Annotated in this window: 28 protein-coding genes; 15 read left to right on the top strand and 13 right to left on the bottom strand. The window is 65.0% G+C overall.

The annotated features are described in order from the left end of the window. Positions 1–46: 46 nt before the first annotated feature. Positions 47–511 (bottom strand): Lrp/AsnC family transcriptional regulator, encoded by a 465-nt coding sequence (locus ABIC94_RS01240; RefSeq protein ID WP_354370745.1) that lies wholly within the window; start codon positions 509–511, stop codon positions 47–49. Positions 512–616: 105 nt separating this feature from the next. Between ABIC94_RS01240 and mdeB the strand changes: the two genes are divergently transcribed. Then, positions 617–3331 carry an alpha-ketoglutarate dehydrogenase gene (mdeB, locus tag ABIC94_RS01235; RefSeq protein WP_354370744.1) on the top strand — a complete coding sequence of 905 codons (2715 nt, stop codon included), beginning with the start codon at positions 617–619 and terminating at the stop codon, positions 3329–3331. Positions 3332–3406: 75 nt separating this feature from the next. Here the strand turns inward: mdeB and ABIC94_RS01230 are convergent, their stop codons facing one another. Together ABIC94_RS01230 and ABIC94_RS01225 are read right to left on the bottom strand one after the other, a co-directional pair. After that, entirely contained in the window at positions 3407–3910 is a 504-nt protein-coding gene (locus ABIC94_RS01230; protein ID WP_354370743.1) for a DUF2569 family protein, read from the bottom strand. Further along, the gene (locus ABIC94_RS01225; RefSeq protein ID WP_354370742.1) at positions 3904–4449 is read right to left on the bottom strand and encodes a hypothetical protein; all 546 of its coding nucleotides are present in this window, start codon (positions 4447–4449) and stop codon (positions 3904–3906) included. Before ABIC94_RS01225 ends, ABIC94_RS01230 begins: the two co-directional genes overlap by 7 nt. A 107-nt stretch (positions 4450–4556) precedes the next feature. On the opposite strand from ABIC94_RS01225, the gene ABIC94_RS01220 reads away from it, so the two are divergent. Further along, positions 4557–4703, top strand: coding sequence for a hypothetical protein (locus tag ABIC94_RS01220; protein ID WP_354371421.1), 147 nt, complete (start codon positions 4557–4559; stop codon positions 4701–4703). A gap of 166 nt (positions 4704–4869) precedes the next feature. Here ABIC94_RS01220 and ABIC94_RS01215 read toward each other — a convergent pair whose 3' ends face one another. Together ABIC94_RS01215 and ABIC94_RS01210 are read right to left on the bottom strand one after the other, a co-directional pair. Then, complete coding sequence (locus ABIC94_RS01215) at positions 4870–5523, bottom strand: hypothetical protein (RefSeq protein ID WP_354370741.1); 654 nt, start codon at positions 5521–5523, stop codon at positions 4870–4872. Beyond that, positions 5517–5708 carry an ESPR-type extended signal peptide-containing protein gene (locus ABIC94_RS01210; RefSeq protein ID WP_354370740.1) on the bottom strand — a complete coding sequence of 64 codons (192 nt, stop codon included), beginning with the start codon at positions 5706–5708 and terminating at the stop codon, positions 5517–5519. Before ABIC94_RS01210 ends, ABIC94_RS01215 begins: the two co-directional genes overlap by 7 nt. A 281-nt stretch (positions 5709–5989) precedes the next feature. On the opposite strand from ABIC94_RS01210, the gene ABIC94_RS01205 reads away from it, so the two are divergent. From ABIC94_RS01205 to ABIC94_RS01165, 9 genes are all read left to right on the top strand, one after another. After that, the gene (locus ABIC94_RS01205) at positions 5990–6766 is read left to right on the top strand and encodes a FadR/GntR family transcriptional regulator (protein ID WP_354370739.1); all 777 of its coding nucleotides are present in this window, start codon (positions 5990–5992) and stop codon (positions 6764–6766) included. A 155-nt stretch (positions 6767–6921) separates the two neighbouring features. After that, positions 6922–8250: an MFS transporter gene (locus ABIC94_RS01200; protein WP_436317909.1), complete on the top strand. Its 1329-nt coding sequence runs from the start codon at positions 6922–6924 to the stop codon at positions 8248–8250. 15 nt (positions 8251–8265) lie between these two features. Continuing rightward, a complete protein-coding gene (gene ltnD, locus ABIC94_RS01195; protein WP_354370738.1) occupies positions 8266–9189 on the top strand; it encodes an L-threonate dehydrogenase in 924 nt (307 codons plus the stop codon). A gap of 18 nt (positions 9190–9207) precedes the next feature. Further along, a complete protein-coding gene (denD, locus tag ABIC94_RS01190; protein WP_354370737.1) occupies positions 9208–10227 on the top strand; it encodes a D-erythronate dehydrogenase in 1020 nt (339 codons plus the stop codon). 3 nt (positions 10228–10230) lie between these two features. Further along, positions 10231–11502: a 3-oxo-tetronate kinase gene (gene otnK, locus ABIC94_RS01185; protein ID WP_354370735.1), complete on the top strand. Its 1272-nt coding sequence runs from the start codon at positions 10231–10233 to the stop codon at positions 11500–11502. 330 nt (positions 11503–11832) lie between these two features. Beyond that, complete coding sequence (locus ABIC94_RS01180) at positions 11833–12498, top strand: class II aldolase/adducin family protein (RefSeq protein WP_354370734.1); 666 nt, start codon at positions 11833–11835, stop codon at positions 12496–12498. 15 nt (positions 12499–12513) lie between these two features. Next, positions 12514–13332: a 2-oxo-tetronate isomerase gene (otnI, locus tag ABIC94_RS01175; RefSeq protein WP_354370732.1), complete on the top strand. Its 819-nt coding sequence runs from the start codon at positions 12514–12516 to the stop codon at positions 13330–13332. Continuing rightward, on the top strand, positions 13329–14525 hold the full coding sequence (locus ABIC94_RS01170) for an amidohydrolase family protein (RefSeq protein WP_354370731.1): 1197 nt from the start codon (positions 13329–13331) through the stop codon (positions 14523–14525). Before otnI ends, ABIC94_RS01170 begins: the two co-directional genes overlap by 4 nt. Then, entirely contained in the window at positions 14522–14989 is a 468-nt protein-coding gene (locus ABIC94_RS01165; protein WP_354370729.1) for a RidA family protein, read from the top strand. Before ABIC94_RS01170 ends, ABIC94_RS01165 begins: the two co-directional genes overlap by 4 nt. Here the strand turns inward: ABIC94_RS01165 and ABIC94_RS01160 are convergent. The 8 genes from ABIC94_RS01160 to ABIC94_RS01125 all read right to left on the bottom strand — a co-directional run bounded on the left by ABIC94_RS01160 (position 14982) and on the right by ABIC94_RS01125 (position 22668). After that, entirely contained in the window at positions 14982–15650 is a 669-nt protein-coding gene (locus ABIC94_RS01160; RefSeq protein WP_354370728.1) for a TetR family transcriptional regulator C-terminal domain-containing protein, read from the bottom strand. The two genes, ABIC94_RS01165 and ABIC94_RS01160, sit on opposite strands and share 8 nt — an antisense overlap. Continuing rightward, entirely contained in the window at positions 15647–16618 is a 972-nt protein-coding gene (locus tag ABIC94_RS01155) for a PDR/VanB family oxidoreductase (protein WP_354370726.1), read from the bottom strand. The genes ABIC94_RS01160 and ABIC94_RS01155 overlap by 4 nt, the downstream gene beginning before the upstream one ends. 15 nt (positions 16619–16633) lie before the next feature. Continuing rightward, a complete protein-coding gene (locus ABIC94_RS01150; protein WP_354370725.1) occupies positions 16634–17224 on the bottom strand; it encodes an NAD(P)H-dependent oxidoreductase in 591 nt (196 codons plus the stop codon). 142 nt (positions 17225–17366) lie between these two features. Further along, entirely contained in the window at positions 17367–18395 is a 1029-nt protein-coding gene (locus ABIC94_RS01145) for an ABC transporter substrate-binding protein (protein WP_354370724.1), read from the bottom strand. Between the two features lie 423 nt (positions 18396–18818). Next, positions 18819–20183: an FAD-binding oxidoreductase gene (locus ABIC94_RS01140; protein WP_354370723.1), complete on the bottom strand. Its 1365-nt coding sequence runs from the start codon at positions 20181–20183 to the stop codon at positions 18819–18821. 4 nt (positions 20184–20187) lie between these two features. Continuing rightward, complete coding sequence (locus ABIC94_RS01135; protein WP_354370722.1) at positions 20188–21078, bottom strand: ABC transporter permease; 891 nt, start codon at positions 21076–21078, stop codon at positions 20188–20190. Then, positions 21062–21850: an ABC transporter ATP-binding protein gene (locus tag ABIC94_RS01130; protein WP_436317908.1), complete on the bottom strand. Its 789-nt coding sequence runs from the start codon at positions 21848–21850 to the stop codon at positions 21062–21064. The genes ABIC94_RS01135 and ABIC94_RS01130 overlap by 17 nt, the downstream gene beginning before the upstream one ends. Then, the gene (locus tag ABIC94_RS01125; RefSeq protein WP_354370721.1) at positions 21847–22668 is read right to left on the bottom strand and encodes a creatininase family protein; all 822 of its coding nucleotides are present in this window, start codon (positions 22666–22668) and stop codon (positions 21847–21849) included. The genes ABIC94_RS01130 and ABIC94_RS01125 overlap by 4 nt, the downstream gene beginning before the upstream one ends. Before the next feature lie 196 nt (positions 22669–22864). On the opposite strand from ABIC94_RS01125, the gene ABIC94_RS01120 reads away from it, so the two are divergent. Genes ABIC94_RS01120 through ABIC94_RS01105 form a run of 4 tightly spaced genes read left to right on the top strand, consistent with a single transcriptional unit; the run spans position 22865 to position 26989 of the window. After that, positions 22865–23380, top strand: a complete 516-nt coding sequence (locus ABIC94_RS01120; protein ID WP_354370720.1) for a DUF1269 domain-containing protein — start codon at positions 22865–22867, stop codon at positions 23378–23380. A gap of 44 nt (positions 23381–23424) precedes the next feature. Continuing rightward, positions 23425–24585, top strand: coding sequence for a cytochrome c oxidase subunit II (locus tag ABIC94_RS01115; protein WP_354370719.1), 1161 nt, complete (start codon positions 23425–23427; stop codon positions 24583–24585). Continuing rightward, a complete protein-coding gene (locus ABIC94_RS01110; RefSeq protein WP_436317907.1) occupies positions 24582–26381 on the top strand; it encodes a cytochrome c oxidase subunit I in 1800 nt (599 codons plus the stop codon). Before ABIC94_RS01115 ends, ABIC94_RS01110 begins: the two co-directional genes overlap by 4 nt. After that, positions 26378–26989: a cytochrome c oxidase subunit 3 gene (locus ABIC94_RS01105; RefSeq protein WP_354370718.1), complete on the top strand. Its 612-nt coding sequence runs from the start codon at positions 26378–26380 to the stop codon at positions 26987–26989. Before ABIC94_RS01110 ends, ABIC94_RS01105 begins: the two co-directional genes overlap by 4 nt. Positions 26990–26992 lie beyond the last annotated feature (3 nt).

Below are 26992 nucleotides of genomic sequence, written 5' to 3'. Positions count from 1 at the left end.
CTGACCGCTACCCCGGGTTGCATGCAACCCGGGGTAGCCCAGCGAGCTAGCGGGGCAACGGCAGCGCCGTTTTGTACCGCACCTGCTTGAGCGCAAAGCTCGAGCGGATCTTTTCGATGCCTGGAATCGGCGTGAGCTGTTCCAGGATGAATTTCTCCAGCGCCGCCATGTCGGCCACGGCGATGCGAATCAGGTAGTCGCTGTCGCCCGTCATCAGGTAGCACTCCATCACTTCGTCGTGCTCGGCAATGCGCTGCTCGAAGTCGGCGAGCGACTGCTTGCTTTGCGTCGTGAGGCTGATCGAGATGAACACATTGAGGCCCAGGCCCAGCGCCTTCGCGTTCGCGAGCGCCACGTAGCGGTCGATCACGCCGGTAGTTTCCAGCGCCTTCACGCGTGCGAGGCAAGGCGAAGGCGACAGCTGGACGCGGCGCGCCAGCTCCACATTCGACAGCGCGCCGTCGCGTTGCAGCTCGTCGAGAATGCGCAGGTCGATGGTGTCGAGTTGCATGAAATGCGGCTTCCGGTTGAATTTGCGGAATTTTATGCTGCGCTGCCGCCATGGATATGCCCGCACCCGTAGCTAATTCTTGTCGTTGCGGCCTAAAGTGCCGGCATGAACGCCCCGATTTCATCCGACCAGATGCGCGCATTGCTGCTCGACACGCCGCTCTCGCACGACCCCGATCCCGCAGAGACCGCCGAATGGCGCGATGCCTTCCTGGCGCTGGCGCAAACGCACGGGCCGCAGCGTGCGCGACAGATGCTGGTGGAGCTCGCCCGGCTTGCGCGGCAGCAACGCATCGGATGGCAGCCCGAACTCGCGACGCCGTACGTCAACACCATTGCGGTGGAAGACCAGCCGCCGTTCCCGGGTGACCTGGCCGTCGAGGAGCGCCTGGCTTCGCTGATGCGTTGGAACGCGCTCGCGATGGTGGCCAAGGCCAACCAGGCGTACGGTGAACTCGGCGGCCACATCGCCAGCTATGCCAGTGCGGCAGACCTGTTCGAGACCGGCTTCAATCACTTCTTCCATGCGCGCAAGGACTCGGGCGTAGGTGCGCACCGCGGTGACCTCGTGTTCTTCCAGCCGCACAGCGCGCCCGGCGTGTATGCCCGCGCGTACCTCGAAGGCCGCCTCGGCGAAGAAGACCTGAAGCACTACCGCCAGGAACTGACCGCACCCGCCTTCACGCAGGGCAGCGGCGCACGCGGCTTGAGCAGCTATCCGCATCCCTACCTGATGCCGGACTTCTGGCAGTTTCCCACCGGCTCGATGGGCATCGGCCCCATCAGCTCGATTTACCACGCGCGCTTCATGCGCTACCTCACGCACCGCAACCTGCTCGACTGCGAGGAAGGCCGCAAAGAGGATGGAACACCCGTCGACAAGCGACGGGTGTGGGGCGTGTTCGGCGACGGCGAGATGGACGAGCCCGAATCGATGAGCGCGTTGACGCTTGCCGCGCGCGAGAAGCTCGACAACCTCGTGTGGGTCGTCAACTGCAACCTGCAGCGCCTCGATGGCCCGGTGCGCGGCAACGGCCGCATCATCGACGAGCTCGAAAAGCTCTTTGCCGGCGCGGGCTGGAACGTCATCAAGCTGGTGTGGGGCAGCGACTGGGACGGCCTGTTCGCGCAGGACGTGAGCGGCGCGTTGGCGCGCGTGTTCGCCCACACCGTCGACGGCCAGATGCAGACCTTCGCCGCCAAGGACGGCCGCTTCAACCGCGACAACTTCTTCGGCCAGAACCCCGAACTCGCGCGCCTGGCCGAAGGCATGACCGACGAGCAGATCGACCGCCTGAAGCGCGGCGGCCACGACCTCGTGAAGATATACGCCGCCTATGCCGCGGCGGCCGCGCACAAGGGTCAACCGACAGTGATCCTCGCCCACACCAAAAAGGGCTACGGCATGGGCAGCGCCGCGCAGGGCAAGATGACCACGCACTCGCACAAGAAGATGGGCGACGTCGACCTGCTCGAATTCCGCGACCGCTTCAACCTGCCGCTGACCGATGCGCAGGCCATTGCGATGGACTTCTACCGCCCGCCCGAAGACAGCGCCGAGATGCAATACCTGCGCAGCCACCGTGCCGCGCTCGGCGGCGCCATGCCCCGCCGCGAGACCGCATGCGACGTCGTGCCCAAGCCCGACATCGCAAGCTACGCGCAATTCGCGACAGCGGCGGCCGGCAAGGAAATGAGCACCACCATGGCCTTCGTGCGCATGCTCGGCAACCTGCTGAAAGACAAGGCCTTGGGCCCGCGCATCGTGCCCATCGTGGCCGACGAGGCGCGCACCTTCGGCATGGCCAACCTGTTCAAGCAGGTCGGCATCTATTCGAGCGTGGGCCAGCGCTATGCGCCCGAAGACATCGGCTCGGTGCTGAGCTACCGCGAAGCCACCGACGGACAGATTCTGGAAGAAGGCATCAGCGAAGCCGGCGCCATTGCCAGCTGGACGGCAGCCGCCACCAGCTACAGCGTGCACGGCCTGGCGATGCTGCCCTTCTACATCTACTACTCGATGTTCGGCTTTCAGCGCGTGGGCGACGCCATCTGGGCCGCGGCCGACCAGCGTGCGCGCGGCTTCTTGCTCGGCGCCACCTCGGGCCGCACCACCCTCGGCGGTGAAGGCCTGCAGCACCAGGACGGCAGCAGCCACCTCGTGGCCGCGACCATTCCCAATTGCAAAGCCTATGACCCGGCCTATGCGGGCGAGATGGCGGTCATCGTCGATGCGGGCATCCGCGAAATGATGGTCGAGCAGAAGGACGTTTTCTATTACGTCACGCTCATGAACGAGAACTACGCGCAGCCCGATGTGCCCGAGGGTGCGGAGGCGGACATCTTGCGCGGGTGCTATCGATTCGGCGTGTACGCGCCGGCTGCTTCAAGCAAGTCGAAAACGAAGAAGGTCGTCACGCTCATGGGCTCGGGCGCCATCCTCACCGAGGTTGTCAAGGCTGCGCAGCTGCTGGCCGACGAAGGCATCGAGGCCGAGGTGTTCAGCGTGACGAGCTGGAGCGAACTTGCGCGCGATGGCTTGGTTTGCGAGCAGCGCGCGATCGCGGGTGAAAAAGATGCTGGTGTGCCGTTCGTCGCGCAGCAACTTGGTGCCGGACAGGGCCCGATCATCGCCGCCACCGACTACGTGCGCGCCGTGCCCGAGAGCGTGCGTGCCTTCCTGCCCGAAGGCCGCCGCTATCTCACGCTGGGAACGGATGGATTCGGTCGCAGCGATACGCGGGCGGCGCTGCGGGAGTTCTTTGGGGTAGATGCGGGGAGCATTGCGCGGGCGGCGCGGTATGCGTTGGTTTCTACGTAGCTGGAGAGAGTTCGGCGGCCCAGGACGTCTGCGAAGGTCCCGGGCTGAGCGCGCCTGACGCGCTTGCATTTGAATTCACGTCGTCGCGGGCATGTAGTAGGTCAGGCGAACGCGCTCGGAGAACGTCAGATAGAGCGTCCAGATGAGCGTCGGAAGAAGAGCGCGGATGGCGGGGCCGAAAAATTCTGAAAGAGGGAGTTGCGCTACGGCTGCTTTCCCGAAAAAAATTGCAGGCAATCCAAAGGTCAGTACCGCGAAGGTGACTGGTCCCAAGAGCCAGAGAACGAAAATTGCCCCACGGACAGCCCTTGGTTGCCTTGACTTCCAAAGCCCCAGTCCCGCCAAAACACTTGCTGTCATCGATACCAACACAAGGCCCCAGTGCCACTGCTTGTACGTGGCCCATACAGATATGGTGCGGAGAATGGGATTGGCATTTTCGACGATCCCCAGTTCGTTGAAATTCATCAACACGCCGAACACTGGAGTGATCAACGTGAGGTTCACCACGAGGAACATGAGCCACCCGCCCACCCCATCTTTGGGTTCATCGGGAGGAGGTCGAACAATAGTCACCATGGCTTTTCCTGCAGGTTGCGGTTGATGGATTCGTGCCTGTAACACTGAACATCACTGGCTATCGCGCTCGACTTCAAAGCGCGTGAATACGGAAGAATAAGATCCAGTAAGAGACGACTCCGCCGCCAGATCGAAAACGATGCCGAGGTCTTCGATGAATGCCTTGGTGTTTGTCCTGCTACTGAGCCCGTCGATTCGCATGCAAGCGGAACCACCTTGCCAGTCAACGTGGGGAATATCTTGCTGGCGTCATAGCGGTCTTTGGCTTCGCACTTCCACGAAAAGTGCATCGGCGCGTCCCCGACTCGCTTTGGAACGTACTCGGCGTCTGTCGAGAAATTGATCACGGAGCCCGGTTGAAGGGTAGCGGGCAGAGGCAGTTTGAGGTTTCTGGCAACGTACACCCGCCCATCGGAATAGGCATTCATTCGGGACTTCAGGTTCACAAGCTGAGCGAGCATGAGCCGCTGGACATTGAAGGTCGAACTGTAGATTTCGCGGGTGCGCAGCAAACCATCTTTCTGTGCGTCCAGTTCCACGGTGGTTTCCGACTCTTTGAACTTCGAAGATTTATTTTTCGTCGTGTAGACGATTCTCTTGAACTTCGGGCGCCAGAGTTCATTGCTGCCGCGGGCTTCATCGAGCGATGCGCCGACACCGGTGCGGACGGTGCGGCCTGAGGGCGCTGGTCGACGGTGCGCTCGTTCTGCTCGCGCAAGGCCCGTTCGCGTTCCTGCTGGCGTTGCTGTTCGACGAAGGGTTGGGGGTGGTGGAGGACTGGGCCCATGAATAGGGTGATAGTCCAATGAGGCAGGTAATCCAAACGCCCTCCACGGCAACAGGGATGCCTACTTGATTGCATCTTTTTAATTCCCCTCCCACTTAACATTTTATTTCACAAAACAAACCTTAGGAAAACCCAGGAAAAATAGAATCAGATTTCTGGTTGAGTTGGGAATTTATTCCTCATAATAAATCTCATTCACAACAAATGTCTTGCAAATAAAGGAGTAGTCTCGAATCTGCCGAACTTCCTCTTCGGCAAGCCAACTGGTGGGCGTCAGTTCAAGCTTCTTCAACACCCACTCAAGATCTGCGACTGCCTGCCCGAAGACGGGGAACTGCAAGTAGTCATCACGCGAAAGGGATTCCCATCCCATTTTTTGCGTTGTAAGAGACTCAACTTTGCCGCCGACTCCATCATGGACGACAAAAAAGAGCTGCTTCCAGTCGCCGCGACCCAGGAAGAAGGAGAATCCCGAGATAAACGCGAAGACGGAAGATCGGAAAACAGAGTCAACGGGATTGGGCTTGCCGATGGATTCGGGGTAGGAATAGATTTCATCCATCAATGAAATCATTCCATCCTCCATGCTCTGATAGTCAAAACTGAGTGTGACCTTCTTTTTGATCAACTGATCCCACAGGTCCGCCAGCTGCTCTTTTAGATCGATCCTTTTCGGGAAATCGACCTCTTCGATTCGGATCTCAATATTCCTATAGAACACCTGTGCGCAAAAGGTGGCGAATACCATCTGTCGCTCCACAGGGAGCAGAGACAGTCGCTTGAAAATTTTCTCAAGCTCCGTGTTTCTCTTGATCTGAATCAACATTCATTGCCCGCGAGCGCTGCGCCAACCAGCATGGGCGCCAGAGTTGCGGCACCGGCGGCGAATGCACCGCTTGCAATGGTGGTGGCCTTGGAAGAGCCCCGGCCCGTGCTCTTGGCCGTTTCTTGAACGACCATGCGCAGCCCGCGCTTCGCATTGAACACAATGCGGTGCAAATTCTTGTTCATATCGCTCTTCCCTGATCTCTCTGCGTGACAGCAATGCACGCCGCTTCGGAAGGCGTGCTGATCCGTCGGCACTGGCGCCGACGAGTGTGGATTTTCTCGTTACAAAGAGTTAACGAATGTCAAAATCAATGGAAACGTGCAGATTGGGAGAGGAATCGTCAGATTTTTCACACGTCCAAGGAGCGCCAGAACAACACTCGTCAATGATGTGTAACCCTTAAGTTTTAGGAGTTCAGCGCAGGGGCCTGCGTTAGAGTCGCAGCCCACCGCCACACGCGTTCATGACCGCACGTTTTCAATCCGTCGCCCCCACCGTCCGCCTTGCCGACCAGGTGGCCGATGCGTTGGCGGCCGAGGTGCGCAGCGGGCGCCTGTCGGAAGGCGACCGTCTGCCGACCGAGGCCGCGCTGGCCGAACAATTCGGCGTGAGCCGCACCGTGGTGCGCGAAGCGGTTTCGCGGCTCAAGTCGCTGGGGCTGCTCGATTCGCGCCAGGGCAGCGGCGTGTATGTGCGCGCGGCCGGCGTCGAGCCGCTGCGCTTCGAGATGCCGCATGTGGCCTCGCGCGAGGCGGTGATCCAGATGGTCGAGCTGCGCCGCGCGCTCGAAGCCGAAGTGGCCGCGCTGGCCGCCGAGCGGCGCACGCCTGAAGACGTGCAGCGCATCCGCAATGCCATCGAGGCGTTGCATGCCGCGGTGGCGGCGGGCGGTAACGGTGCCGACGAAGACGTGCGCTTTCACCGCGCCATCGCCGAGGCTGCGCGCAATCCCTTCCTGATCGGCACGCTGCAGTACCTGCGGCAGTTCCTGCATGGCGCCACGCGTGTCACGCGCGCCAACGAAGCGCGCCGCGCAGACTTTGCGCGCGAGGTTGCGCAAGAGCACGCGCAGATCGTGGAAGCCATCGAGGCCGGCGACCCGCTGCGCGCCCGGGAGGCCGCCAAGTCCCACATGGACAACGCCATTCGCCGCATCGAGCAGGCCGACCCCGCCTTCTGGCAGCAGGAGGGCGCGCAACTCGCGCGGCCGCTGGTCGAAGGCTGGCCCGCGGGCAAGTAGAGAAGAGAAATAAGAAAAGGAAACGAGGTGTAGCTTGCGGGTTTACCCGAGGAAAGTAGGTCGACTCAGATTTGTATGATGACCTGACAAATCAAAGGGCGGTGCCGCAGAAGCAATCCGCACCACCCCGGTTCCTCATTCAAACGGACCTTCCAATGAATTCAACACTCCAGGCACCCTTGGTTGCCACTGCCGACATGCAGGCCGACGTTGCGCTCGAGAAGCGCGCCTACGTCAAGGTGTTCTGGCGCCTCGTTCCCTTTTTGATGCTCTGCTACGTGGTCGCGTACCTCGACCGCGTGAACGTGGGCTTTGCCAAGCTGCAGATGGGGCAAGACCTCGGCTTCAGCGAAACGGTGTTCGGCCTGGGCGCCGGCATCTTCTTCCTCGGCTACTTCCTGTTCGAAGTGCCGAGCAACCTGCTGCTCAACCGCGTGGGCGCGCGCATCTGGATTGCACGCATCATGATCACCTGGGGCCTGCTCTCGGCCTGCTTCGTGTTCGTGGAAACGCCCACCAGCTTCTACATCCTGCGCTTCCTGCTCGGCGTGGCCGAGGCGGGCTTTTATCCCGGCGTGATCCTGTATCTCACCCACTGGTATCCGGCGCATCGGCGCGCGCGCATCATCGCGGTTTTCATGTCGGCCATTCCGGTGGCGGGCATCTTCGGCAATCCGCTTTCGGGCTGGATCATGGATGCCTTCCACGGCGTGTCGTCGATGGAAGGCTGGCAGTGGATGTTCATCATCGAAGCCATTCCGGCCGTGATCGTCGGCGTCATGGTGCTGGTCTACCTGGACAACGGTATCCAGCATGCGCGCTGGCTCTCGCCCGAGGAAAAGAGCCTGCTGCAGCGCGAGGTCGAGCGCGACCAGGCGCACGGCGCCAAAGGGCCGCACTCGGTGGGCGCCATGTTCCGCGACGCGCGGGTGTGGTGGATGGCGCTGATCTACTTCGCCTTCGTCATGGGCCAATACGCGCTGACCTTCTGGCTGCCCACGCTGGTGAAGGCGACGGGCGTGAAGGGCAACCTGCACATCGGCCTCCTGAGCGCCATTCCGTTCATCTGCGCCATCGTCGCGATGAACCTCTTCGGCCGCAGCGCAGACCGCCGGCAGGAGCGCCGCTGGCACCTGATCGTGCCCGCGCTGATGGGCGCCATCGGGTTCACCGTCGCAGCCTCCTACACGCAGAACACGGTCGTGTCGCTCGCGTTTCTTTCGCTCGCCGCAGCCGGCGTGCTCACCTGCGCGCCGCTGTTCTGGTCGTTGCCCACCGCTTTCCTTTCGGGCACGGCCGCGGCAGCGGGCATTGCGGTCATCAATTCGGTAGGTAACCTTGCGGGCTTCGTAAGCCCCTACCTCATCGGCTACCTGAAAGATCTCACCGGCAGCACGCAAATCGGCATGTACGTGTTGGCCGCGGCGCTGGTGCTCGGGGCCATCGGCGTGTGGTTCACGCCCAAGCAGCTCGTCAATCGCTGATCGGAGAACGGCAACATGACAAACAACACCAACACCCCCATCGTCGGCGTCGTAGGCCTCGGCGCGATGGGCAGCGGCATGGCGCAATCGCTGCGCCGCGCGGGCTATGAGCCGCACGTATTCGACGTGCGGCTCGACGTGGCCCACGCCTTTGCGCGCGACGGCGGCGTGGCCTGCGAGACGCTGGCAGCGCTCGGCGGGCAGTGCGACATCGTGGTTTCCGTGGTCGTCAATGCGGCGCAGACCGAGTCGGTGCTGTTCGGCGACGGCACCACGCCCGGCTGCGCGGCGTCGATGAAGCCCGGCAGTCTGTTCGTGATGTGCTCCACGGTCGATCCGAACTGGTCGGTCGCGCTCGAGGCGCGCCTGGCCGCGCAGGGCATCCTGTACCTCGACGCGCCGATCTCCGGCGGCGCCGCCAAGGCCGCGAGTGGGCAGATGACGATGATGACCGCCGGCACCCCGGCGGCTTATGAAAAAGCCGGCGCCGTGCTCGACGCCATGGCGGCCAAGGTTTATCGTCTCGGAGAGCGCGCGGGGGCGGGCAGCAAGGTCAAGGTCATCAACCAGTTGCTGGCCGGCGTGCACATTGCCGCGGCGGCCGAGGCCATGGCGCTGGGCCTGCGCGAAGGGGTGGACCCGGCCGCGCTGTACGAGGTGATCACGCACAGCGCGGGCAACAGTTGGATGTTCGAAAACCGCATGGCGCACGTGCTCGCTGGCGACTACACGCCGCTCTCGGCCGTCGACATCTTCGTGAAGGACCTGGGCCTGGTGCTCGACGTGGCGCGCGCCAGCAAGTTTCCGTTGCCGCTCTCGTCCACTGCGCACCAGATGTTCATGCAGGCCTCTACCGCGGGTTTTGCGCGCGAGGACGACAGCGCGGTCATCAAGATTTTCCCCGGCATCGAACTGCCGGCTGCCGACAAGAAAGCCTGAAGAAAGAAGACAAGCACCATGAACATTCTCATCACCGGAGGTTGCGGTTTCGTCGGCGCACGGCTCGCGCGCACGCTGCTCGCAAGCGGCCCGCTGGCGCTGGCCGGCGGCGTGGCCCAGCCCGTCGCGCGCATCACGCTGGCCGACCGCGTGCCGCCGCCGGCCGATCTGCAGGCCGACGCCCGCGTGCAGTTCGTGCAGGGCGACTTGCACGAGCAGGCTGTCAACGGCGCGCTGCCGCTGTCCGATACCCACGCCGTGTTCCACCTCGCTGCCGCCGTGAGCGGCGAATGCGAGGCCGACTTCGACCTTGGCATGCGCAGCAATCTCGACACTACGCGCGCCCTGCTTGATGCCTGCCGCCGCGCGGGCCATGCGCCGGTGTTCGTGTTCTCCAGTTCGGTGGCGGTATTTGGCGATTCGCCCGAGCAGCGCCTGCCCGCGGTGATCGAAGACACCACGCTGCCGACGCCGCAGAACAGCTACGGCATCCAGAAGTTCATCGGCGAGCAGCTCGTGGCCGATTTCACGCGCAAGGGTTTCGTGCAGGGCCGCAACGTGCGGCTCATGACGGTGTCGGTGCGGCCGGGCCGGCCCAATGGCGCGGCCTCCAGCTTCCTGAGCGGCATGCTGCGCGAGCCGCTGGCCGGCGAACGTGCGCGCTGCCCGGTGGCGCCCGAGACAGCGGTCGCCCTCGCATCGCCCGGCAACACGGTCGCGGGCATCCTCCGCGCGGCCACGGCCAGCGCTGCCGAGTGGGGGGCGCGCACCGCAGTCAACCTGCCCGCGCTGACGACCACCGTGCGCGAAATGGCAGAGGCACTCGAACGCATCGCCGGCAAAGAAGCCACGGCGTTGATCGACTGGGAGCCCGATGCGAACATCGCCAAGATCGTGACCAGCTGGCCCAGCCGCATTCATGCGGCGCGCGCCGAGGCGCTGGGCCTGAAGGCGGACGCGAGCTTCGACGCCATCCTGCGCGACTACGTGCGCGAGAACCCGCAGGCCGTGAAGCTGGCTGTGGCAGCAAAGGACTGAGCAATGCCCAAGCTGCTGCTCGGTTGCATTGCCGACGATTTCACCGGCGCGACCGACCTTGCCAACAACCTCGTGCGCGCCGGCATGCGCGTGGTGCAGGCCATCGGTGTCCCCACAGCGCCGCTCGATGCACAGGTCGATGCAGTAGTGGTCGCGCTCAAGTCGCGCACCATCGCACCGGCCGAAGCCATCGCAGAGTCGCTCGATGCGCTGCGCTGGTTGCAGGCCCAGGGTGCGCAGCAGATCTACTTCAAGTACTGCTCCACTTTCGACAGCACGCCGCAGGGCAACATCGGCCCGGTGACCGAAGCGCTGATGGAAGCGCTGGGCTGCGATTTCACCATTGCCACACCCGCCTTCCCGGACAACAAGCGCACCGTGTTCAAGGGCTACCTGTTCGCGGGCGACGTGCTGCTCAACGAGAGCGGCATGCAGAACCATCCGCTCACGCCGATGACCGATCCGAACCTCGTGCGCGTGCTGCAGGCGCAGTGCAAGCGCAAGGTGGGGCTCATCGACCATGCGGTGGTGGCGCGCGGCGCGGCGGCCGTCACGGAGCGCATCGAACAACTGAAAGGCGAGGGCGTGTCGATCGCCATCGTCGATGCGGTGTCGAACGACGATCTGCTGCGCCTCGGTCCGGCGATCGCGAAGATGCCATTGGTCACCGCAGGTTCGGGCGTCGCCATCGGGCTGCCGGCCAACTTCGGCCTTGCGCCGTCGTCGCAAGCCAGCGCATTGCCACCGGCCGGCGGTTTGCGCGCGGTGGTGTCGGGCAGTTGCTCGCTCGCCACCAACCGCCAGGTGCTCGACTTCATCCAGCGCGGCGGCGCGGCGCTGGCCATCGATCCGCTGCGCATCGCCGCGGGTGTGGATGTCGCTGCGGAAACCTTGGCGTGGGCAACGCCGCTCGTCGACAAGCAACCGGTGCTGGTCTATTCCACGGCCGAGGCCGGTGCGGTCAAATCGGTGCAGGGCAGGCTCGGCGTCGAAGAGGCCGGCGCGATGGTGGAGCGCACCATCGCCGCCATTGCGCGCGGCTTGGTCGAACGCGGTGTGCGCCAGCTCGTGGTGGCAGGCGGCGAAACCTCGGGCGCGTGCGTGCAGGCGCTGGGCATTGCGCAGATGCAGATCGGTCCGCAGATCGACCCCGGCGTGCCGTGGTGTCATGCGCGCACCGATGTTGCGCAGGGTACGCCTGTGCACATTGCGCTCAAGTCCGGCAACTTTGGGGGCGACGATTTCTTCACCAAGGCATTTACAGGGCTTGCATGATGTTCAAACTCAGCGTTCGAGCACGTTCGTGGCGCGCTCCCGCCGACGGGGTACCTTGCTCCGCGAATGTCCCCCGGCCTGCGGCCTCCTCCTTTATTTCGCTGCGCAAGGCACCCCATCGACGTGAGCGTTGCAAAGAGCGGTGGTTGATTGGCGGTACACCAGCAGCGTGCCCCAGTGCACAGGGCATCGGGTGCTCCCCGCAGCGAAATAAAGGAGGAGGCGAAGCCGGGGGACATTCGCGGAGGGGAGTACCCGGTGGCCTGTGCACCCGCTCTGGACAACAACGCCTCGAATACGGCCCAACCGCAGCGCACAAAAAGAACTGACATGAAAGAAAAAGAAGCCCGCGAAGAAATCTGCCGCGTCGGCCGCAGCCTGTTCGAACGCGGCTATGTGCATGCGACGGCAGGCAACATCAGCGTGCGGCTCGACGACGGCTTCCTTATCACGCCGACCGATGCCTGCCTTGGCTTTCTCGACCCGGCGCGCCTGGCCAAACTCGACACGCAAGGCCAGCAGACCAGCGGTGACCGCGCCAGCAAGACCATCGCGCTGCACACGCGCATCTACGCTGCCGCACGCAAATTCGATGCAAACACGGCCTGCGTGATCCACACGCACAGCACGCACTGCGTTGCGCTCACGCTGAACGCACAAGGCGACGAACTCCTGCCCGCCCTCACCCCGTATTTCGTGATGAAGGTCGGCCACGTGCCGCTCATTCCTTATCACCGCCCCGGCGCGCCCGAAGCGGCCGAACTGGTGGCACAAGCCATCGAACGCCACGGCGCGGCCGGCACGCCGATTCGCGCCGTGATGCTCGAACGCCTCGGTCCCAACGTGTGGCATGAGACGCCGGCCACCGCCATGGCCGTGCTCGAGGAACTCGAAGAAACCGCGAAGCTCCACCTGCTCACCGGCACAGTCAAGCCTGAGCCGCTGAACAACGAACAGATCGATGAACTGCGCCGCACATTCGGTGCGCGCTGGTAGTAGTAAAAACACGCCATGCCTCAATTCGCCGCCAACCTCTCGATGCTCTATCCGGAGCTCGACTTTCTTGACCGCTTCGAAGCCGCCGCGAAAGACGGCTTCAAGGCAGTCGAATATCTTTTCCCCTACCCCTACGAGCGCCGTGAACTTGCAGCCCGCCTGAAGCACAACGGCTTGCAGCAGGTGCTCTTCAACGCCCCCCCGGGCGACTGGGACGGCGGCGAGCGCGGGCTGGCCTGCCTGCCGGGCCGGGATGCCGAATTCCGCGAAGGCATTGCCACGGCCATCGACTACGCCGCGGCGCTCGACTGCCCGCGCATCCACATCATGGCGGGCCTCGTGCCCGAAGGCCTGGAACGCGAGGCCGTGCAGCCCGTGTACGTGGACAACCTGCGCTGGGCCGCGGCCGAGGCGGCCAAGGCCGGTCGCGACGTGCTGATCGAGCCGATCAACACGCGCGACATTCCGCGCTTCTTCCTCAACCGGCAAGACCACGCGCACGAAATCGTCGACATGGTGGGCGCGCCCAATCTCAAGGTGCAGATGGACCTGTACCACTGCCAGATCGTCGAAGGCGATGTGGCCATGAAGATCCGCAAGTACCTGCCCACCGGCCGCGTCGGCCACATCCAGATTGCCGGCGTGCCCGAGCGCCACGAGCCCGACATCGGCGAACAGAACTATCCGTACCTGTTCGACCTGATCGACGAGGTGTCGGCGCAATGCGGCTGGCAGGGCTGGGTCGGTTGCGAATACCGGCCGCGCCGCGGCTCGGAGCCCGGCGGCACCTCGGCCGGATTGGGCTGGCTACGGGCATTGCAACAGCGCGCATGAAGCTCGAGTCGCTGCGCATTCCGCCGCGGCTGCGAGGCTTTGCCGCCGGCGGTGCGCAGGTCTTCGACGTCACGCTTTCCGGTGACCGCGTGCAGGCCATCGCGCCGAGCGCATCGCAGGCGCATGCACGCGGCACCTTGCTGAGCGCGCTGGTCGAGGCGCACGCGCACATCGACAAGAACTACACCGTGCAGGAAGTGGGCGCGGCGCAGGGCAACCTGTTCGCGGCCATCGAGCGCATGGACAAGCACCGCGCGGGCTGGACCGGTGAAACGCTTCGCCCGCGCATGGAGCGCGCGCTGCACGAGGCCTGGCAGTCGGGCACGCGCGCGCTGCGCACGCACATCGATTGGGTACAGGGCGAGCCGCCTGCCGCGCTGGCGGTGTTCGAGGCGCTGCGCGAAGAATGGCGCGGCCGCATCGAACTGCAATTCGTCTCGCTCACGCCGTTGGATCTGTTTGCGGACCTTGCTGCCGGCGAGCGCATTGCACGCGAGGTCAAACGCGCGGGCGGTACGCTGGGCGCTTTCGTGTATCGCAACGAAGGCCTGGTGCACAAGCTGGGCCGCGTGTTCGACCTGGCGCAAGACCATGGCCTGGGCCTCGACTTTCATGTCGACGAAGGTCTCGATGCCGACGCGAGCGGCCTGCGCAGCATCGCGCAACTGATGCGTGCGCGCGAGTTCCGGCGCGGCGTGGTCTGCGGCCACTGCTGCTCGCTGGCCATGCAGGACGATACGGTGGCCAACGAAACGCTGGCGCTGTGCGCCGGTGCCGGCCTTCACATCGTTGCGCTGCCGACCACCAACCTTTATCTCCAGGGCGCCTGGGGCCGCACGCCCGTGCCGCGCGGCATCACGCGCATTCACGAGGCGGCGGCACGGGGCTTGCGTGTGAGCCTGGCAACGGACAACGTGCAGGACGCCTTCTATCCCTATGGCAGCTACGATCTTCTCGAAACCTTCGGTCTCGGCGTGCAGATGGCGCACCTCGCGCCCGCTGGCGAATGGTTCGATGCAATCACCGTCAGCCCCGCGAAGGCGCTCGGTCTCTCGTGGGACGGCCGCATCGCGCCGGGCTGCCCCGCCGACCTGGTGCTGCTCGCGGCCACCGATGAGCATGAGCTCATCGGCCCGCGCGGGCGCCGACGCACCGTGATCCGAGCCGGCCGAATTCTGGAGCAAACACAATGAGCATGGGCAAGCCAATGGCCAACTACGCCGCCGCCAAGCGCGTGGGCGATTTCGTTTTCATGAGCGGCGTGGTCGCGGTCGATCCGGCCACGCGACGCGCGGTGGCCGGCTACGACGCCATTCCCGAGGAAGCCCGCACGGCCTTGCAGGGCGTGGGCTACGCCACGGGCCAGATGTCGGTCGACATTTTCGAAGCGCCCATCGTCGCGCAGAGCTGGTTCGTGCTCGAACGCATCCGCCAGATTGCCGCCGAGCATGGCGGCACGATGGAAGACGTGGTGAAGCTGGTGCAGTACTTCCGCCACCTGCCGCACTACGCGTTCTACAACCGCGTGCGCGGGCTGTTCTATCCGGGCGAACCGCCGGTCAGCACGGTGGTCGAGGTGTCGCGCTTCCTGCCGGGCGACGAAGTTCTGGTGGAGGTGGAAGCCACCATGTACCTGCCGCAGCACCGCGCTATTTGACCCCCGCGCCTTTGAGCAGGAACCCGGTCACCTGCTCGATCAGGTAGCGCCGGTCCTTGTCGTCGCCGTCTTGTGCGGCATTGCGGAAGTAAGCCGCCTGCGTGGCGTGGTCGGCGTAGAACTGCGTCACCGCCCAGATGTGGAACAGCACCAGCATCGGGTCGGCCTTGTCCATCAGGCCCTGGTTCATCCAGTTCTGGATCACCGCGGCGGCCTGGTCGGTGCGCTGCTTGCTCGTGTCCATCATGCTGCCCAGCACCGGCGCGCCGCGCATCATTTCGGCGGTGAAGATGCGCGAGCGCAAAGGGTGCTCGAACGAGAACACCATCTTGCGACGGATCAGGTCGCCCAGCACCTTGCGCGGGCCGAAGGCCTCGTCGGCAAAGCCGAACACCACGATCCAGTCGTTGAGGATGTCCTGCAGCACCTGCCGGTAGAGCGCTTCCTTGCTCTCGATGTAGTAGTGCAGCTGCGCCTTCGAAAGCCCGGCCTTGTCGGCAATCGCCTGCGTCGATGCACCGGCCAGTCCCTCGCTCGCGAACACTTCGATGGCCGCCTGGTTGATGAGGCCGAGCACCTGGGTGTACTTGCGCGAACGGCCTCTCGTGGCGGGGGCTTCGCCGTCGCCTTCTTCGGTGCCGATGGCGGGCCGCGCGTTCACAGCTGAAGCACCAGTTCCTGTCCCTTGGCGCGCGAGCAGCACAGGGCCACTCTCGTGCGCCGCTCGGAGCCCGTAAGGCAGAAGTCGCGGTGCTCCGCGCCTTCGCCGTCGCCTTCGACCACGCAGGTGCCGCACAGGCCCTGCTGGCACGACACCGGAATGTCGATGCCGACTTCATGCAGCGCGTCGACGGCGGTCTGGTCGGCCGCCACGGGCACCGTGATGCCGCGCTGTGCGAGCCTGAGCGTGAAGGGCAGGCCGGTGCCCGTGTGCGCATCCGTCGGCGCGGCGAAGTATTCCGCATGCAGCGCATCTTCGGGCCAGCGCGCGGCCGCGTCGCGCACGGCCTTCATGAAGCCGCCGGGGCCGCAGACGTAGAGGTGCGTGTTCGGCGTGCGTTCGGCCAGCAGCGCGCGCAGGTCGATGTGTTGGGTGGCATCGCCCTGATCGAGATGCAGGCGCAGGTGGGGCGCCAGCGCGGGGTCGCGCAGTGCGTCGGAGAAGGCCAGATGCTCTTCGCTGCGCGCGAACACACACAGCGTGAAGTCCGCGCCGCGTGCCGCGAGCGCCTGTGCCATGGCCAGCAGCGGCGTCATGCCGATGCCACCGGCCACCAGCAGGTGGTGCCGAGCCTCCTCGCGCAGCGGAAAGGTATTGCGCGGCGCGCTGATCGCCAGCAGGTCGCCCTCGCGCACGCGCTTGTGCATCGAAGCCGAGCCGCCGCGGCTCGCGGCCTCGCGTTTCACGCCGATCACATACGAGGCGGCATTCGACGGCGCATTCGAAGTCCATCGTGCCAGCGAGTACTGGCGCGAAAAGCCGCCGGGCATGTGCACGTCGATGTGCGCGCCGGCCTCGTAGCCCGGCAGCGCGCGGCCCCACGGATGCGTCAGCTCGAAGGCGAGGATCTCCGGTGTCTGCCGCGAGATGCGGGCGACGCGGACGGTGAGCGTGCGTTCGAGGCTCATGGTGTGTCTCCGTGGCTAGATGCTCTGCAGCTTGCGCGAAACGCGCTCGATGAAATGCGTGCGGTCGCGTTCGGTGACGGCGTTCATGTCGTGCAGTTGCAGCCACGTCACCTTGCAGCGCCACGCGAACAGCGCCCGCAATGCGCGCGTGAAAAGCCGGCGGCCCGGGTCGCCGATCATCATCACGAACCAGCGGGGCGAGCCGCCCGTGGTCACCACGGTGAGTCGCCGGATGTGCCGCATGCCGGACTTCGCGATCTGCCCCTTGCGCTCCGCGGGCAGAAACGCAACGCCCGGCAGCCACACCCGCTCGAGCCAGCCCTTGAGCATCGACGGCGGTCCGTGGAACCAGGTGGGGTAGACGAACACCAGGTGCTCTGCCCACAGCAGGGCTTCGACATGGGGCTTCACGCGTTCGCGAATGAGTTCGGGGTTTTCGAGGTAGGCGATGCGCTCTTCGCGGGTGAGCGTGGGGTCGAAGCCCTCGGCATACAGGTCGATGGCCTTGACGGGATGCCGCGGTTCGAGCGCTTCGAGAGCGGTGCGGTAGAGCGCGTGGTTGAAGCTGTCAGGGTTCGGATGGCAGTGGACGACGAGCGTTTTCATGAAAGAGGGCCGGTTCGCCTGTCGGCGAGACGGGGTCAGAGCCCAAGAGGAGAAGGGCCGCGCAGTGCCTTATGGCAACCCAGGCGCCGGCATCTGACCCCGGCGCAAGCCCCGCGCGGCCCGCGGGAAAACTGCGAAGCTGTTACTTTCCAGCGAGCTTCTTGCGGACGTCGACACCGACGCCCTTGTTGACGAACTGCGTGGTGACGACCTTCGAGAGATCGATCTCGCCGGGCTTGTACAGGCCGGCCTTCACCATCTTGTCGTAGAAGTCCTTCACGCGGGCTTCGTCCATCGCGCCGATGCCCTTGGTGAGCGATTCGCCGCTGTCGACGATGCCCATCTTCTTCATCAGCTCGATGGAGCCTTGCGATGCGGCAACCGGCGAATCGGGGTTGATCTTGGCGATCATCTCGTTGGCCGCCTTGTTGTCGCCGTAGAGGTAGTTGTTCCAGCCGATGATCGAGGCCTCGACGAACTTGCGCACGGTTTCGGGCTTGGTCTTGACGAGGTCGGCGCGCGTCTCGATGGTGGTCGAATAAGTCGAGAAGCCGCTGTCGGCCAGCAATTGCACCACCGGGTCGAAGCCGGCCTGCGCCTTGATCGACAGCGGCTCGGAGATGGCGTAGCCCTGCTGGATCGACTTCTTGTCGGCCAGGAACGGGCCGACGTTGAAGGTGTAGGGCTTGAGCTGCGAATCCTTGAAGCCGTGCTCCGACTTCATCCACTGCCAGAAGCTGAACTGGCCGTCCTTGCCGATGAAGGCGACAGGCGCCTTGGCCATGTCCTTGAAGGTGTCGAAGCCCTGGCCCGGGTGGGCGAACATGGCCTGCGGGTCTTTCTGGAAGAAGGCCGCGACCACCACCGTGGGCACGCCGTTCTTCACATTGTCGAAAGACTGCAGCAGGTTGCCGGTCATCAGAAAGTCGACCTTGCCGGCCGGCAGCATGGGCCGGTTGTTGACCATCGGGCCGCCCTGCTGAATGTCGACGTCCAGGCCGTACTTCTTGTAGGTGCCATCCACCAGCGCCTGGTAGAACCCGCCGTGGCCAGCCTGCGCCTTCCAGTTGGTGGCGAACACTACTTTTTCCTGCGCCTGTGCGGCGAAGGCGGCGGCTGCGAGGGCAAGGCCGAGAGCAAGCGGACGGATGGTCAGAGCGGGAACGCGCATGGCAGTGGACTCCTGGGTTGAATGCTGCGGGGGATTTTCATGTCAGCGGGCATGTGATGGAACGAACTTTTGGGGAGCTGTTGTTTCGGGCGTCGTTGTTTCGGGCGCTGTTTTTCAGGGCGTGTGCACAGGCCACCGGGTGCTCCCCTCCGCGAATGTCCCCCGCCTTCGGCTCCTCCTTTATTTCGCTGCGGGGAGCACCCGATGCCCTGTGCACACTGGGCGCTGCGCTTGTCCCGCCCGATCAACCACCGCTCTGTGCAACGCTCACGTCGATGGGGTGCCTTGCGCAGCGAAATAAAGGAGGAGGCCGCAGGCCGGGGGACATTCGCGGAGCAAGGTACCCCGTCGGCGGGAGCGCGCCCCGAACAGCGGCGCCTAGAAAACCGAAGAGCGCGACGGGTGGCAAAGCAGCGTTTCATCTCAGCGCTCAACAGCCATGTCGGCTGTCCACCCGCGCGTCTTTCCAGGGTTCATCAAACCCATCGGATCGCTGCGCTTCTTGAACTCGATCTGCTGCGTGTCGATGGTCTTCATTCCGCCATCCTCGATGGTGAAGACGTGCGGATTGAAGATCTGGCAACCGCCCTGCGACTCGATCTCGCGGATGACTTCGTACTGGTGGGCCTCACCCTTCCAGCGCACGAGCAGGATGCCGAAGGTGCCGCATTGGCCGCCGGCTCGCGCAAAGTCCTGGTGCTGCAGCACGTCGTCGCCGAAGATTTGCAGGTGGCGCTCGACAACCGCCGGGTCGAACGGCTGGGCGTAAGCAACTTGCAGATAAGTCCAGCCGCGGTCGGCCTTCAGCGCCTGCAGGGTCGTGTGGTTGAACGCGCATTCGTAAGCGGGCGGCAGGCCCTCGGCGAGCAATTCGGCCTCGGTGCCGGCGACGGAGATGGTGCCGCCGTGTGCACCGGCGAGCGCGCGGAAGTCGGCCATCGATTCGGGCGAGACCATGCTGAACACCGCATGCCGGTTCGGCGGAAAGCGGTCGCGCATCGCCGTGTAGTAGGGCGAGAAGCGCGCCTCGACCGTCGAGAGCAGAAAAATGTCGAGTGTTGGCGTTTGCGCCGCAATGCCGAAGTCCAGCGCGCCGCGGTACGTCTCGAACAGCACCGTGCAGTGCACCCAATCGACGGCGGGGCTCAGCGCCACTTCCACATCGAGGATCACGCCGTTGGTGCCGTAGGCATGGTGCACCTGCTGGATCTCGTCGCCGTGCAGTTCGATGATGCGCGGCTCGCGCTCCACCGTCATCACGCGCGCGCGCAGCAGGTTGCCGGGGTCGCGCAGGATGCCGTGGCGGAACGAGCCGATGCCGCCGAAGCCGCCCGCGATAAAGCCGCCGATGGACGCCACATGCCAGGTCGAGGGCCACATGCGCAGCGCCTGCCCGGTTTCGCGCGCGGCAAGGTCGATGTCGTGCATGCGCGCACCGGCCTCCACGCGCATGCGGCCTGGCTGGATGTCGAGCACGCGGCACATCTGCGTCACGTCGAGCACGATGCCGCCTGCTAGCGGCACGCACTGGCCGTAGTTGCCGGTGCCGCCCGCGCGCACTGTGAGCGGCAGCTTCCACTTCGCGGCCACCGCCGCCACCTGCCGCACGTCGTCCTCGGTGCTCACCTTGACCACCAGGTCGGCCACGCAGCCCGCGAGCTGTGCGGTGAGGATCGGGCTGTACCAGTAGAAGTCTTTGGAGAGCTGCTTGCGCTGGCTCGGCGCGGTGACGAGGTTGAGGCCGCACAGGTCTTCGCGCACGGCGTCCCAATCGGTGGCGGTGTGCATCGCCCTAGCGTTCACGGCGCATCTCGCTTTCGTGCCAATGACCTAGAACCAATCGCGACAACGCAGCGAACACGATGAAGATCACGATACCGAGCAGAGACACCAGCAGCAGCGCCGCGAACATCATCGGAATCTCGGTGCGAAAGCTCGATTCGAGAATGCGCGAGGCCAGCCCCGTTTCCTTGCCCGCGGTGCCGGCCGTGAATTCCGCCACCACCGCGCCGATCAGGCTCAGCCCGCCCGCGATCTTCAGCCCCGCCATGAAGTACGGCAGCGCACTCGGCGCGAGCAGGTAGCGGAAGGTCTGCCACGGCGAGGCCTTGTAGAGCTGGAACAGGTCGCGCAGGTTGCTGTCGGCGCTTTTCAGTCCGACGACGGTGTTCGACAGGATGGGAAAGAAGGCCACGATCCATGCGCACAACAGCAACGCCGCGGTGGTGCTCGACACGTAGATCAATATCAGCGGCGCAATCGCGATGATCGGTGTCACCTGCAGGATCACCGCAATCGGGAACAGCCCGATCTCCACCCACTTGAAGAGCGCGAACGCAATCGCCAGCAGCACGCCGCCGACGATGGCGGCGCCGAGCGCGAGCAGCGTGAGCTTTACCGTGAACCACAGCGCGCTGGAGAGCGAGGCCCAGTTGTCGAACAGCGTGCGCAGGATGAGCGAGGGTGCGGGCAAGATGTAGTGCGGAATGTTGTTGGCGCGAACCATCCATTCCCATGCCAGCAGCAGCGCAAGGACGATGCCCGCCGGCACCACGATACGCAGCATCGACTCGCGCCGGCGCAGCCTGTCTTCATGCGCGCGCAGCATCGCCTCCGAGGGCGCGACATCCGCCGCATCCATCGGAACCGCGGCCGGCACGGCGGGCTCAGTGATCGATGTCATGCAGCGCTCCGTGCAGGGATTGCGACACCGCCGTGCAGTGTGCGTTGTAGCGGCTCGAGGTACGGAATTCTTCGCCGCGCGGGTACGGCTCGTCGATGCGGATCTCGTCGATCACACGGCCCGGGCGCGCCGCCATCACCACGATGCGGTTCGAGAGATACACCGACTCATAAACACTGTGCGTGACGAACACCACCGAGAAGCGGTGCTCGCGCCAGATGGCGAGCAGGTCGTTGTTGAGCTTTATGCGCGTCATTTCGTCGAGCGCGGCAAAGGGCTCGTCCATCAGCAACAGGCGCGGGTGCGTGACCAGCGCGCGCGCAATCGACACGCGCATCTTCATGCCGCCCGAGAGCTCGCGCGGGTACACGTCGGCGAAGCGCGAAAGGCCGACCATCTCCAGCACCTGCTGAACGACGGGCGCGGCCGCATCGCGGCTCATGCCGGCCAGCTTGAGCGGCAGCCACACGTTGTCGAACACCTTGGCCCACGGCATGAGCGTGGGCTCCTGGAACACGAAGCCCAGGTCGCGGTCGCTTCGCGTCTTTCCGGTGTTGGCGCCGGACCAGTGCATGTCGCCCGAGCTGAGCCGGGTGAGCCCGGCAATCAACCGAAGCGCAGTGCTCTTGCCGCAGCCCGAGGGGCCGAGAAAGCTGATGAAGTCGTGCTCGCCGATGTCGAGCGTCATGCCCTGCAATGCGAGCGTGCCGTTGGCAAAGCGCTTGCTGACGTGGCGCAGACTGACCAGCGGGGGCGTGGGGGTGGACGTCATTTCCAGGCGGGCTCGTTGGCGAGGCGCGAGAGCGGGAAGCGGTCGACCTCTTGCAGCAGTTCCACGAAGCGGCGGCCCACGTGGTCGAGCACCGCGGCGCCCTTCTCGGCGGTGGCGCGCGTGGCGTCCCCGGCTGCGCCCGAAGGGTTGATGTCGTGCATCTGCCAGCCGAGCTTGCCGCTGGGCGCGATGGAGAGGAACTTGTTCTCGGCGGCCAGCTGCTCGGTCATCGAGCTGAAGTTCTGGAACTGGTCGCGGCGAACGTAGTCGGGCGTGAGGTGCAGCATCACCGAGCTTTCGAGGTCGCCGGCGTGGATGCCGTGCCTGCCTTCGTGCGCGGTGAACAGGCCTTCGGGCAGGCCCAGCGTGTACCAGTTGGCGGCGACCACCATCATGTCGTGCTCCTCGCGCAGGTCTCGCGCGACGATGTCCATCACGCTCATCTGGCCGCCGTGGCTGTTGTAGAGCACCAGCTTGCGCACCCCGGCCTTTGCGACGCAGGCGCCGATGTCCTTCCACAGCGAGATCAGCGTGGTGGCAGAGACGGTGAGCGTGCCCGGGTAGCGCGAGTGTTCGTTGCTCTTGCCGTAGGCCACGGTGGGCAAGAAGAGCACCGGCAAGTCGTCGGGCAGGTGCGGGAGGGTGGCGCGCACCATGCCGTCGATGGTGGCGGTGTCGGTCGACATCGGCAGATGGGGCCCGTGCTGTTCGGTGGCGCCCACCGGCAGCACGGCGATGAGCCGCTCACGGTCGAGGCGGGAGAACTCTTCGCTGGTCAGGTCGGACCAGAAGCGGCTGCGCAGGGGGACCGGGTTCATCGTGGCGTACCTCGTGGTGGCGGGCAATCAGGGCGGGATGATGATCTAAATTATCCAATCGGTCAAAAAAAGCAGATGGGCAGTTACCCCATGTCGCTGCCGCGTGCAATGCGGCACCTACTTGATGACGGCTCTCCTTGGGCATATAAGTCGTTCATGGTTCCTTGACTCGTCGCAAGACGGAAAGGGGGATGCTATGAAGAGACGCATCTACTGGCTGATGCCGGACCTGGCGAGCGCCAGGCGGGCGATGGACGATCTGGTGCGGGCGCGCGTCGACGTTGCGCACGTTCATTTCGCCGGACCGGAAGGCATGGACATGAACGGGCTCCATGCGGCCAATGTGTGGCAAACCTCCGACCTCGTCCACGCGGCCAAGACCGGATGGGCGGTCGGCAGTGCCTGCGGCATCGTCGTCGGCCTTGCGGCCGCGCTGCTGTTCCCGATCGTCGGCGACGCCCCCCAATGGGAAGTGGCTGTGCCGGTGGCCATTCTGGGCGGCGTGATCGGCGCCTGGTCGGCCAGCATGATCGGCATTTCCATCCCGAGTCCCAGGCTGCAACGCTTCGAGGGCGCCATCGCGCAGGGGCAGATCCTGCTGATGGTGGACTTGCCGCGCTCGCGCGTGCGGGACATCGAGGCGATGCTGCAGTCCGCGCATCCCGAAGCCCGGTTCGAGGGCGAAGAGCCGCAGGTCCCGGCGTTTCTCTGACGCGCGCATGAGCACCGAACCCATGGCGAGCCGAGGGAACGCACATGATCATGGCCGTCGCCCTGCTGCTCATCGTGCTCGGCTCGGTGCTGTTTCACTTCTTCAATCCATGGTGGACGACGCCCCTCGCTTCGAACTGGCGGTGGATGGACGACACCCTGACCATCACGCTGGTGATCACGGGCATCTTCTTCATCGTCATCAATGTGTTCGTCGCCTACATGCTGGTGCGCTTTCGCCATCGCGAGGGCCACCGTGCGGCGCATGAGCCTGAAAACAAGAAGCTCGAGCGCTGGCTGATCGGCGGCACCACCGTCGGCATCATGGCGCTGCTGGCGCCCGGCCTCGTGGTGTATGCCAACTATGTCAGGGAGCCGCACGATGCCCTCGTGCTGGAAGTGCTGGCCCAGCAATGGCAATGGCGCTTCCGCTTTCCGGGCGCAGACGGCAAGCTCGGCGCGACCGATGCGCGCTTCTTCAGCGCCACCAATCCGTTCGCGATCGACCCGGTCGACCCGGCCGGGCAGGACGATCTGCTGATCGCCGGCGACGAGGTGCATCTGCCGCTCGGCAAGCCGGTGCTGGTGCTGATGCGTTCGAACGATGTGCTGCACGACTTCTTCGTGCCGAACTTCCGCGCCCGGATGAACACGGTGCCGGGGCAGGTCAGCCGTTTCTGGTTCACGCCGACCGTCGCGGGCCGCTACGAAGCGCTTTGCGCGCAGCTGTGCGGCGTGGGTCATCCGAACATGCGCGGCTACGTGGTGGTGGAAGACCCGGTGGACTACCGGGCCTGGCACGCGGCGCTGCCGACCTTCGCCAAGTCGCAGGTGAAGGCATCCGAGGCCCCGGCCGGTGCCGTGGCGGCCGGCGGCGACGCACGCGTGCAGCAGGGGCGCGCGCTGGCGGACAGCAAGGGCTGCGTGGCCTGCCACACGATCGACGGCAGCCCGCGCGTGGGACCGACCTGGAAGGGCCTGTACGGCAAGACCGAAAACATGGCGGACGGCTCCACCGCGCTGGTCGACGAAGCCTTTTTGCGCGGCTTCATCCGCGATCCGCAGGCCCGCCATGTGAAGGGCTTCCCGCCGGTCATGCCCAAAGTCGAGTTGACCGAAGAAGAGCTGGCCGCGCTGGTGGCCTATATCCAGAGTCTGGGCAGCCCGCCGGCGCAGGCTACCGCCGAACAGAAGGCGCCGCGATGAACCCTTCCTCGCCCACAGGGCACGCCGTGCCTCATGCCGATGACGACGCCGGGCACCCCGCGCCGCAGAGTTTCCTGACCCGCTACGTCTGGAGCCAGGACCACAAGGTGATTGCCATCCAGTACGCCTGCACCGCCATCGCGGTGGGCGTGGTGGGCGTGGTGCTGTCCAACCTGATGCGGCTGCAGCTCGGCTTTCCCGGCCAGTTCGAGTTCATCAACGCCGAGCGCTACTACCAGTTCGTGACCATGCACGGGATGATCATGGTGATCTACCTGCTCACGGCGCTGTTCCTCGGCGGCTTCGGCAACTACCTGATCCCGCTGATGGTGGGCGCGCGGGACATGGTCTTTCCCTACCTCAACATGCTGAGTTTCTGGGTCTACCTGCTGTCGGTGGTGGTCCTGATGGCGAGCTTCTTCGTCGCGGGGGGGCCTACAGGCGCGGGCTGGACGCTGTATCCACCGCAGTCGATCCTGCCCGGCACGCCGGGCCATGCGGGCGGCATCGTGCTGATGCTGGTGTCGCTGCTCATCTTCATCGTGGCGACCACGATGGGCGGCCTCAACTACGTGACCACCGTGCTGCAGGCGCGCTGCGAAGGCATGACGCTGCTGCGCATGCCGCTCACGGTGTGGGGCATCTTCGTTGCCACCATCCTGGCGCTGTTCGGCTTCCCTGCGCTGTTCGTCAGCGGCGTGATGCTGCTGCTCGACCGGACGCTGGGCACCAGCTTCTTCATGCCGGCGCTGGTGTCGATGGGCCAGGTGACGGGCTACAAGGGCGGCAGCCCGCTGCTATTCCAGCACCTGTTCTGGTTCTTCGGCCATCCCGAGGTCTACATCGTGGCGCTGCCGGCCTTCGGCATCGTGTCCGACCTGATCAGCGTGCACGCGCGCAAATGCATCTTCGGCTACCGCATGATGGTGTGGGCCATCGTGGCCATCGGCGGACTCAGCGTAGTGGTCTGGGCGCACCACATGTTCGTGAGCGGCATGAACCCCTACTTCGGCTTCTTCTTCGCGACCACCACGCTGATCATCGCGGTGCCCACCGCGATCAAGGTCTACAACTGGCTCCTGACGCTGTGGCGCGGCGATATCCACCTGACGGTGCCGATGCTGTTCGCGCTGGCCTTCCTGTGCACGTTCCTCATCGGCGGGCTGACCGGTCTCTTCCTCGGCAACGTGAGCGTCGACATCCCGCTCTCGGGCACCTATTTCGTGGTGGCGCACTTCCACATGGTGATGGGCGTGGCGCCGCTGCTGGTGGTGTTCGGCGGCATCTACAACTGGTTCCCCAAGGTCACCGGCCGCATGCTCGACGACCGGCTCGGCCAGTTGCATTTCTGGATCACCTTCCTTGGCACCTACGCGATCTATTTCCCGATGCACTACCTCGGTGTGCTGGGCATGCCGCGGCGCTACTACAACTTCGACGGCTACAAGTTCATTCCGCCCTCGGCGTTCACCATGAACGAGTTCATCACCGTGGTTGCGCTGATCGTCGGCGTGGGGCAGCTGCTGTTCATCTTCAATCTTGCCTGGAGCGCCTGGCGCGGCCGGCCGGCCGACGCCAATCCGTGGCGTGCCGCCTCGCTCGAATGGCAGACGCCCGCCACGCCGCCGGGACACGGCAACTGGGGGCCGCGGCTGCCGGTGGTCTACAGGTGGGCCTATGCCTATGGCGAGCCGGGTGCGGCGGAAGACTTCATTCCGCAGAACGCGCCGCCGGAAGCGGGGCCCGGGGAGTCCGAGCCGGAGGGCCAGAGCGAGGTCCGGGGAGCGCCGGCATGAATGCGGCCACTGTATTGGGCCTCGGCGGCCAGCCTCGCGATGCGCACGCGAGCGCGGCCGGCATCGGCCTGTGGGTCTTCATGGGCGTGGTCACCGCGTTGTTTTCCCTCTTCATCGTGGCCTACCTGATGCGCATGAGCGGCGGCGATGCGATCACCATCGCGCTGCCTTGGCAGCTCTGGCTCAGCTCGGCGCTGCTCGTGGCGGGCAGCGTGGCGCTGCAATGGGCCGGCGGCGCATCGCGCAGCGCCGACCCGGTGCGGGCCCGTCGCCTGCTGCTGGCCGGCGGTCTCTGCGCAGTGGGCTTCCTGGGCGTGCAGCTGTGGGCCTGGCAGGCGCTGCTGAGCGCGCAGGTGATGCCGGCCGGTAATCCGGCGGGCAGCTTCTTCTACCTGTTGACCGCCATGCACGGCCTCCACCTGGCGGGTGGGCTGGTCGGCTTGGCATGGACGGCGCGCGCCGCGTGGCCCGATCCGGCCAGGGCCGCATGGCGCATCGCGCTGTGCGCGCGCTACTGGCATTTCATGCTGGCGGTGTGGCTGGTGCTGTTCGCGCTGCTGGGCTGGGTGACGCCAGAGGTGGCGCGCTTCATCTGCGGCACATCCTGAGGA

This window comes from Variovorax paradoxus, assembly GCF_040544635.1.
Classification (GTDB): Bacteria; Pseudomonadota; Gammaproteobacteria; order Burkholderiales; family Burkholderiaceae_C; genus Variovorax; species Variovorax paradoxus_R.
Note: the sequence above shows the minus strand (reverse complement) of the source record. Positions and strands in the feature narration are given on the sequence as shown.

Bases quoted from the DNA above. Each gene is read 5' to 3' on its own strand.
- ABIC94_RS01240 (WP_354370745.1), bottom strand. From the start codon at position 511: ATGCAACTCGACACCATCGACCTGCGCATTCTCGACGAGCTGCAACGC.
- mdeB (WP_354370744.1), top strand. From the start codon at position 617: ATGAACGCCCCGATTTCATCCGACCAGATGCGCGCATTGCTGCTCGAC.
- ABIC94_RS01230 (WP_354370743.1), bottom strand. From the start codon at position 3,910: ATGGTGACTATTGTTCGACCTCCTCCCGATGAACCCAAAGATGGGGTG.
- ABIC94_RS01220 (WP_354371421.1), top strand. From the start codon at position 4,557: ATGCGCCGACACCGGTGCGGACGGTGCGGCCTGAGGGCGCTGGTCGAC.
- ABIC94_RS01215 (WP_354370741.1), bottom strand. From the start codon at position 5,523: ATGTTGATTCAGATCAAGAGAAACACGGAGCTTGAGAAAATTTTCAAG.
- ABIC94_RS01210 (WP_354370740.1), bottom strand. From the start codon at position 5,708: ATGAACAAGAATTTGCACCGCATTGTGTTCAATGCGAAGCGCGGGCTG.
- ABIC94_RS01205 (WP_354370739.1), top strand. From the start codon at position 5,990: ATGACCGCACGTTTTCAATCCGTCGCCCCCACCGTCCGCCTTGCCGAC.
- ABIC94_RS01200 (WP_436317909.1), top strand. From the start codon at position 6,922: ATGAATTCAACACTCCAGGCACCCTTGGTTGCCACTGCCGACATGCAG.
- ltnD (WP_354370738.1), top strand. From the start codon at position 8,266: ATGACAAACAACACCAACACCCCCATCGTCGGCGTCGTAGGCCTCGGC.
- denD (WP_354370737.1), top strand. From the start codon at position 9,208: ATGAACATTCTCATCACCGGAGGTTGCGGTTTCGTCGGCGCACGGCTC.
- otnK (WP_354370735.1), top strand. From the start codon at position 10,231: ATGCCCAAGCTGCTGCTCGGTTGCATTGCCGACGATTTCACCGGCGCG.
- ABIC94_RS01180 (WP_354370734.1), top strand. From the start codon at position 11,833: ATGAAAGAAAAAGAAGCCCGCGAAGAAATCTGCCGCGTCGGCCGCAGC.
- otnI (WP_354370732.1), top strand. From the start codon at position 12,514: ATGCCTCAATTCGCCGCCAACCTCTCGATGCTCTATCCGGAGCTCGAC.
- ABIC94_RS01170 (WP_354370731.1), top strand. From the start codon at position 13,329: ATGAAGCTCGAGTCGCTGCGCATTCCGCCGCGGCTGCGAGGCTTTGCC.
- ABIC94_RS01165 (WP_354370729.1), top strand. From the start codon at position 14,522: ATGAGCATGGGCAAGCCAATGGCCAACTACGCCGCCGCCAAGCGCGTG.
- ABIC94_RS01155 (WP_354370726.1), bottom strand. From the start codon at position 16,618: ATGAGCCTCGAACGCACGCTCACCGTCCGCGTCGCCCGCATCTCGCGG.
- ABIC94_RS01150 (WP_354370725.1), bottom strand. From the start codon at position 17,224: ATGAAAACGCTCGTCGTCCACTGCCATCCGAACCCTGACAGCTTCAAC.
- ABIC94_RS01145 (WP_354370724.1), bottom strand. From the start codon at position 18,395: ATGCGCGTTCCCGCTCTGACCATCCGTCCGCTTGCTCTCGGCCTTGCC.
- ABIC94_RS01140 (WP_354370723.1), bottom strand. From the start codon at position 20,183: ATGCACACCGCCACCGATTGGGACGCCGTGCGCGAAGACCTGTGCGGC.
- ABIC94_RS01135 (WP_354370722.1), bottom strand. From the start codon at position 21,078: ATGACATCGATCACTGAGCCCGCCGTGCCGGCCGCGGTTCCGATGGAT.
- ABIC94_RS01130 (WP_436317908.1), bottom strand. From the start codon at position 21,850: ATGACGTCCACCCCCACGCCCCCGCTGGTCAGTCTGCGCCACGTCAGC.
- ABIC94_RS01125 (WP_354370721.1), bottom strand. From the start codon at position 22,668: ATGAACCCGGTCCCCCTGCGCAGCCGCTTCTGGTCCGACCTGACCAGC.
- ABIC94_RS01120 (WP_354370720.1), top strand. From the start codon at position 22,865: ATGAAGAGACGCATCTACTGGCTGATGCCGGACCTGGCGAGCGCCAGG.
- ABIC94_RS01115 (WP_354370719.1), top strand. From the start codon at position 23,425: ATGATCATGGCCGTCGCCCTGCTGCTCATCGTGCTCGGCTCGGTGCTG.
- ABIC94_RS01110 (WP_436317907.1), top strand. From the start codon at position 24,582: ATGAACCCTTCCTCGCCCACAGGGCACGCCGTGCCTCATGCCGATGAC.
- ABIC94_RS01105 (WP_354370718.1), top strand. From the start codon at position 26,378: ATGAATGCGGCCACTGTATTGGGCCTCGGCGGCCAGCCTCGCGATGCG.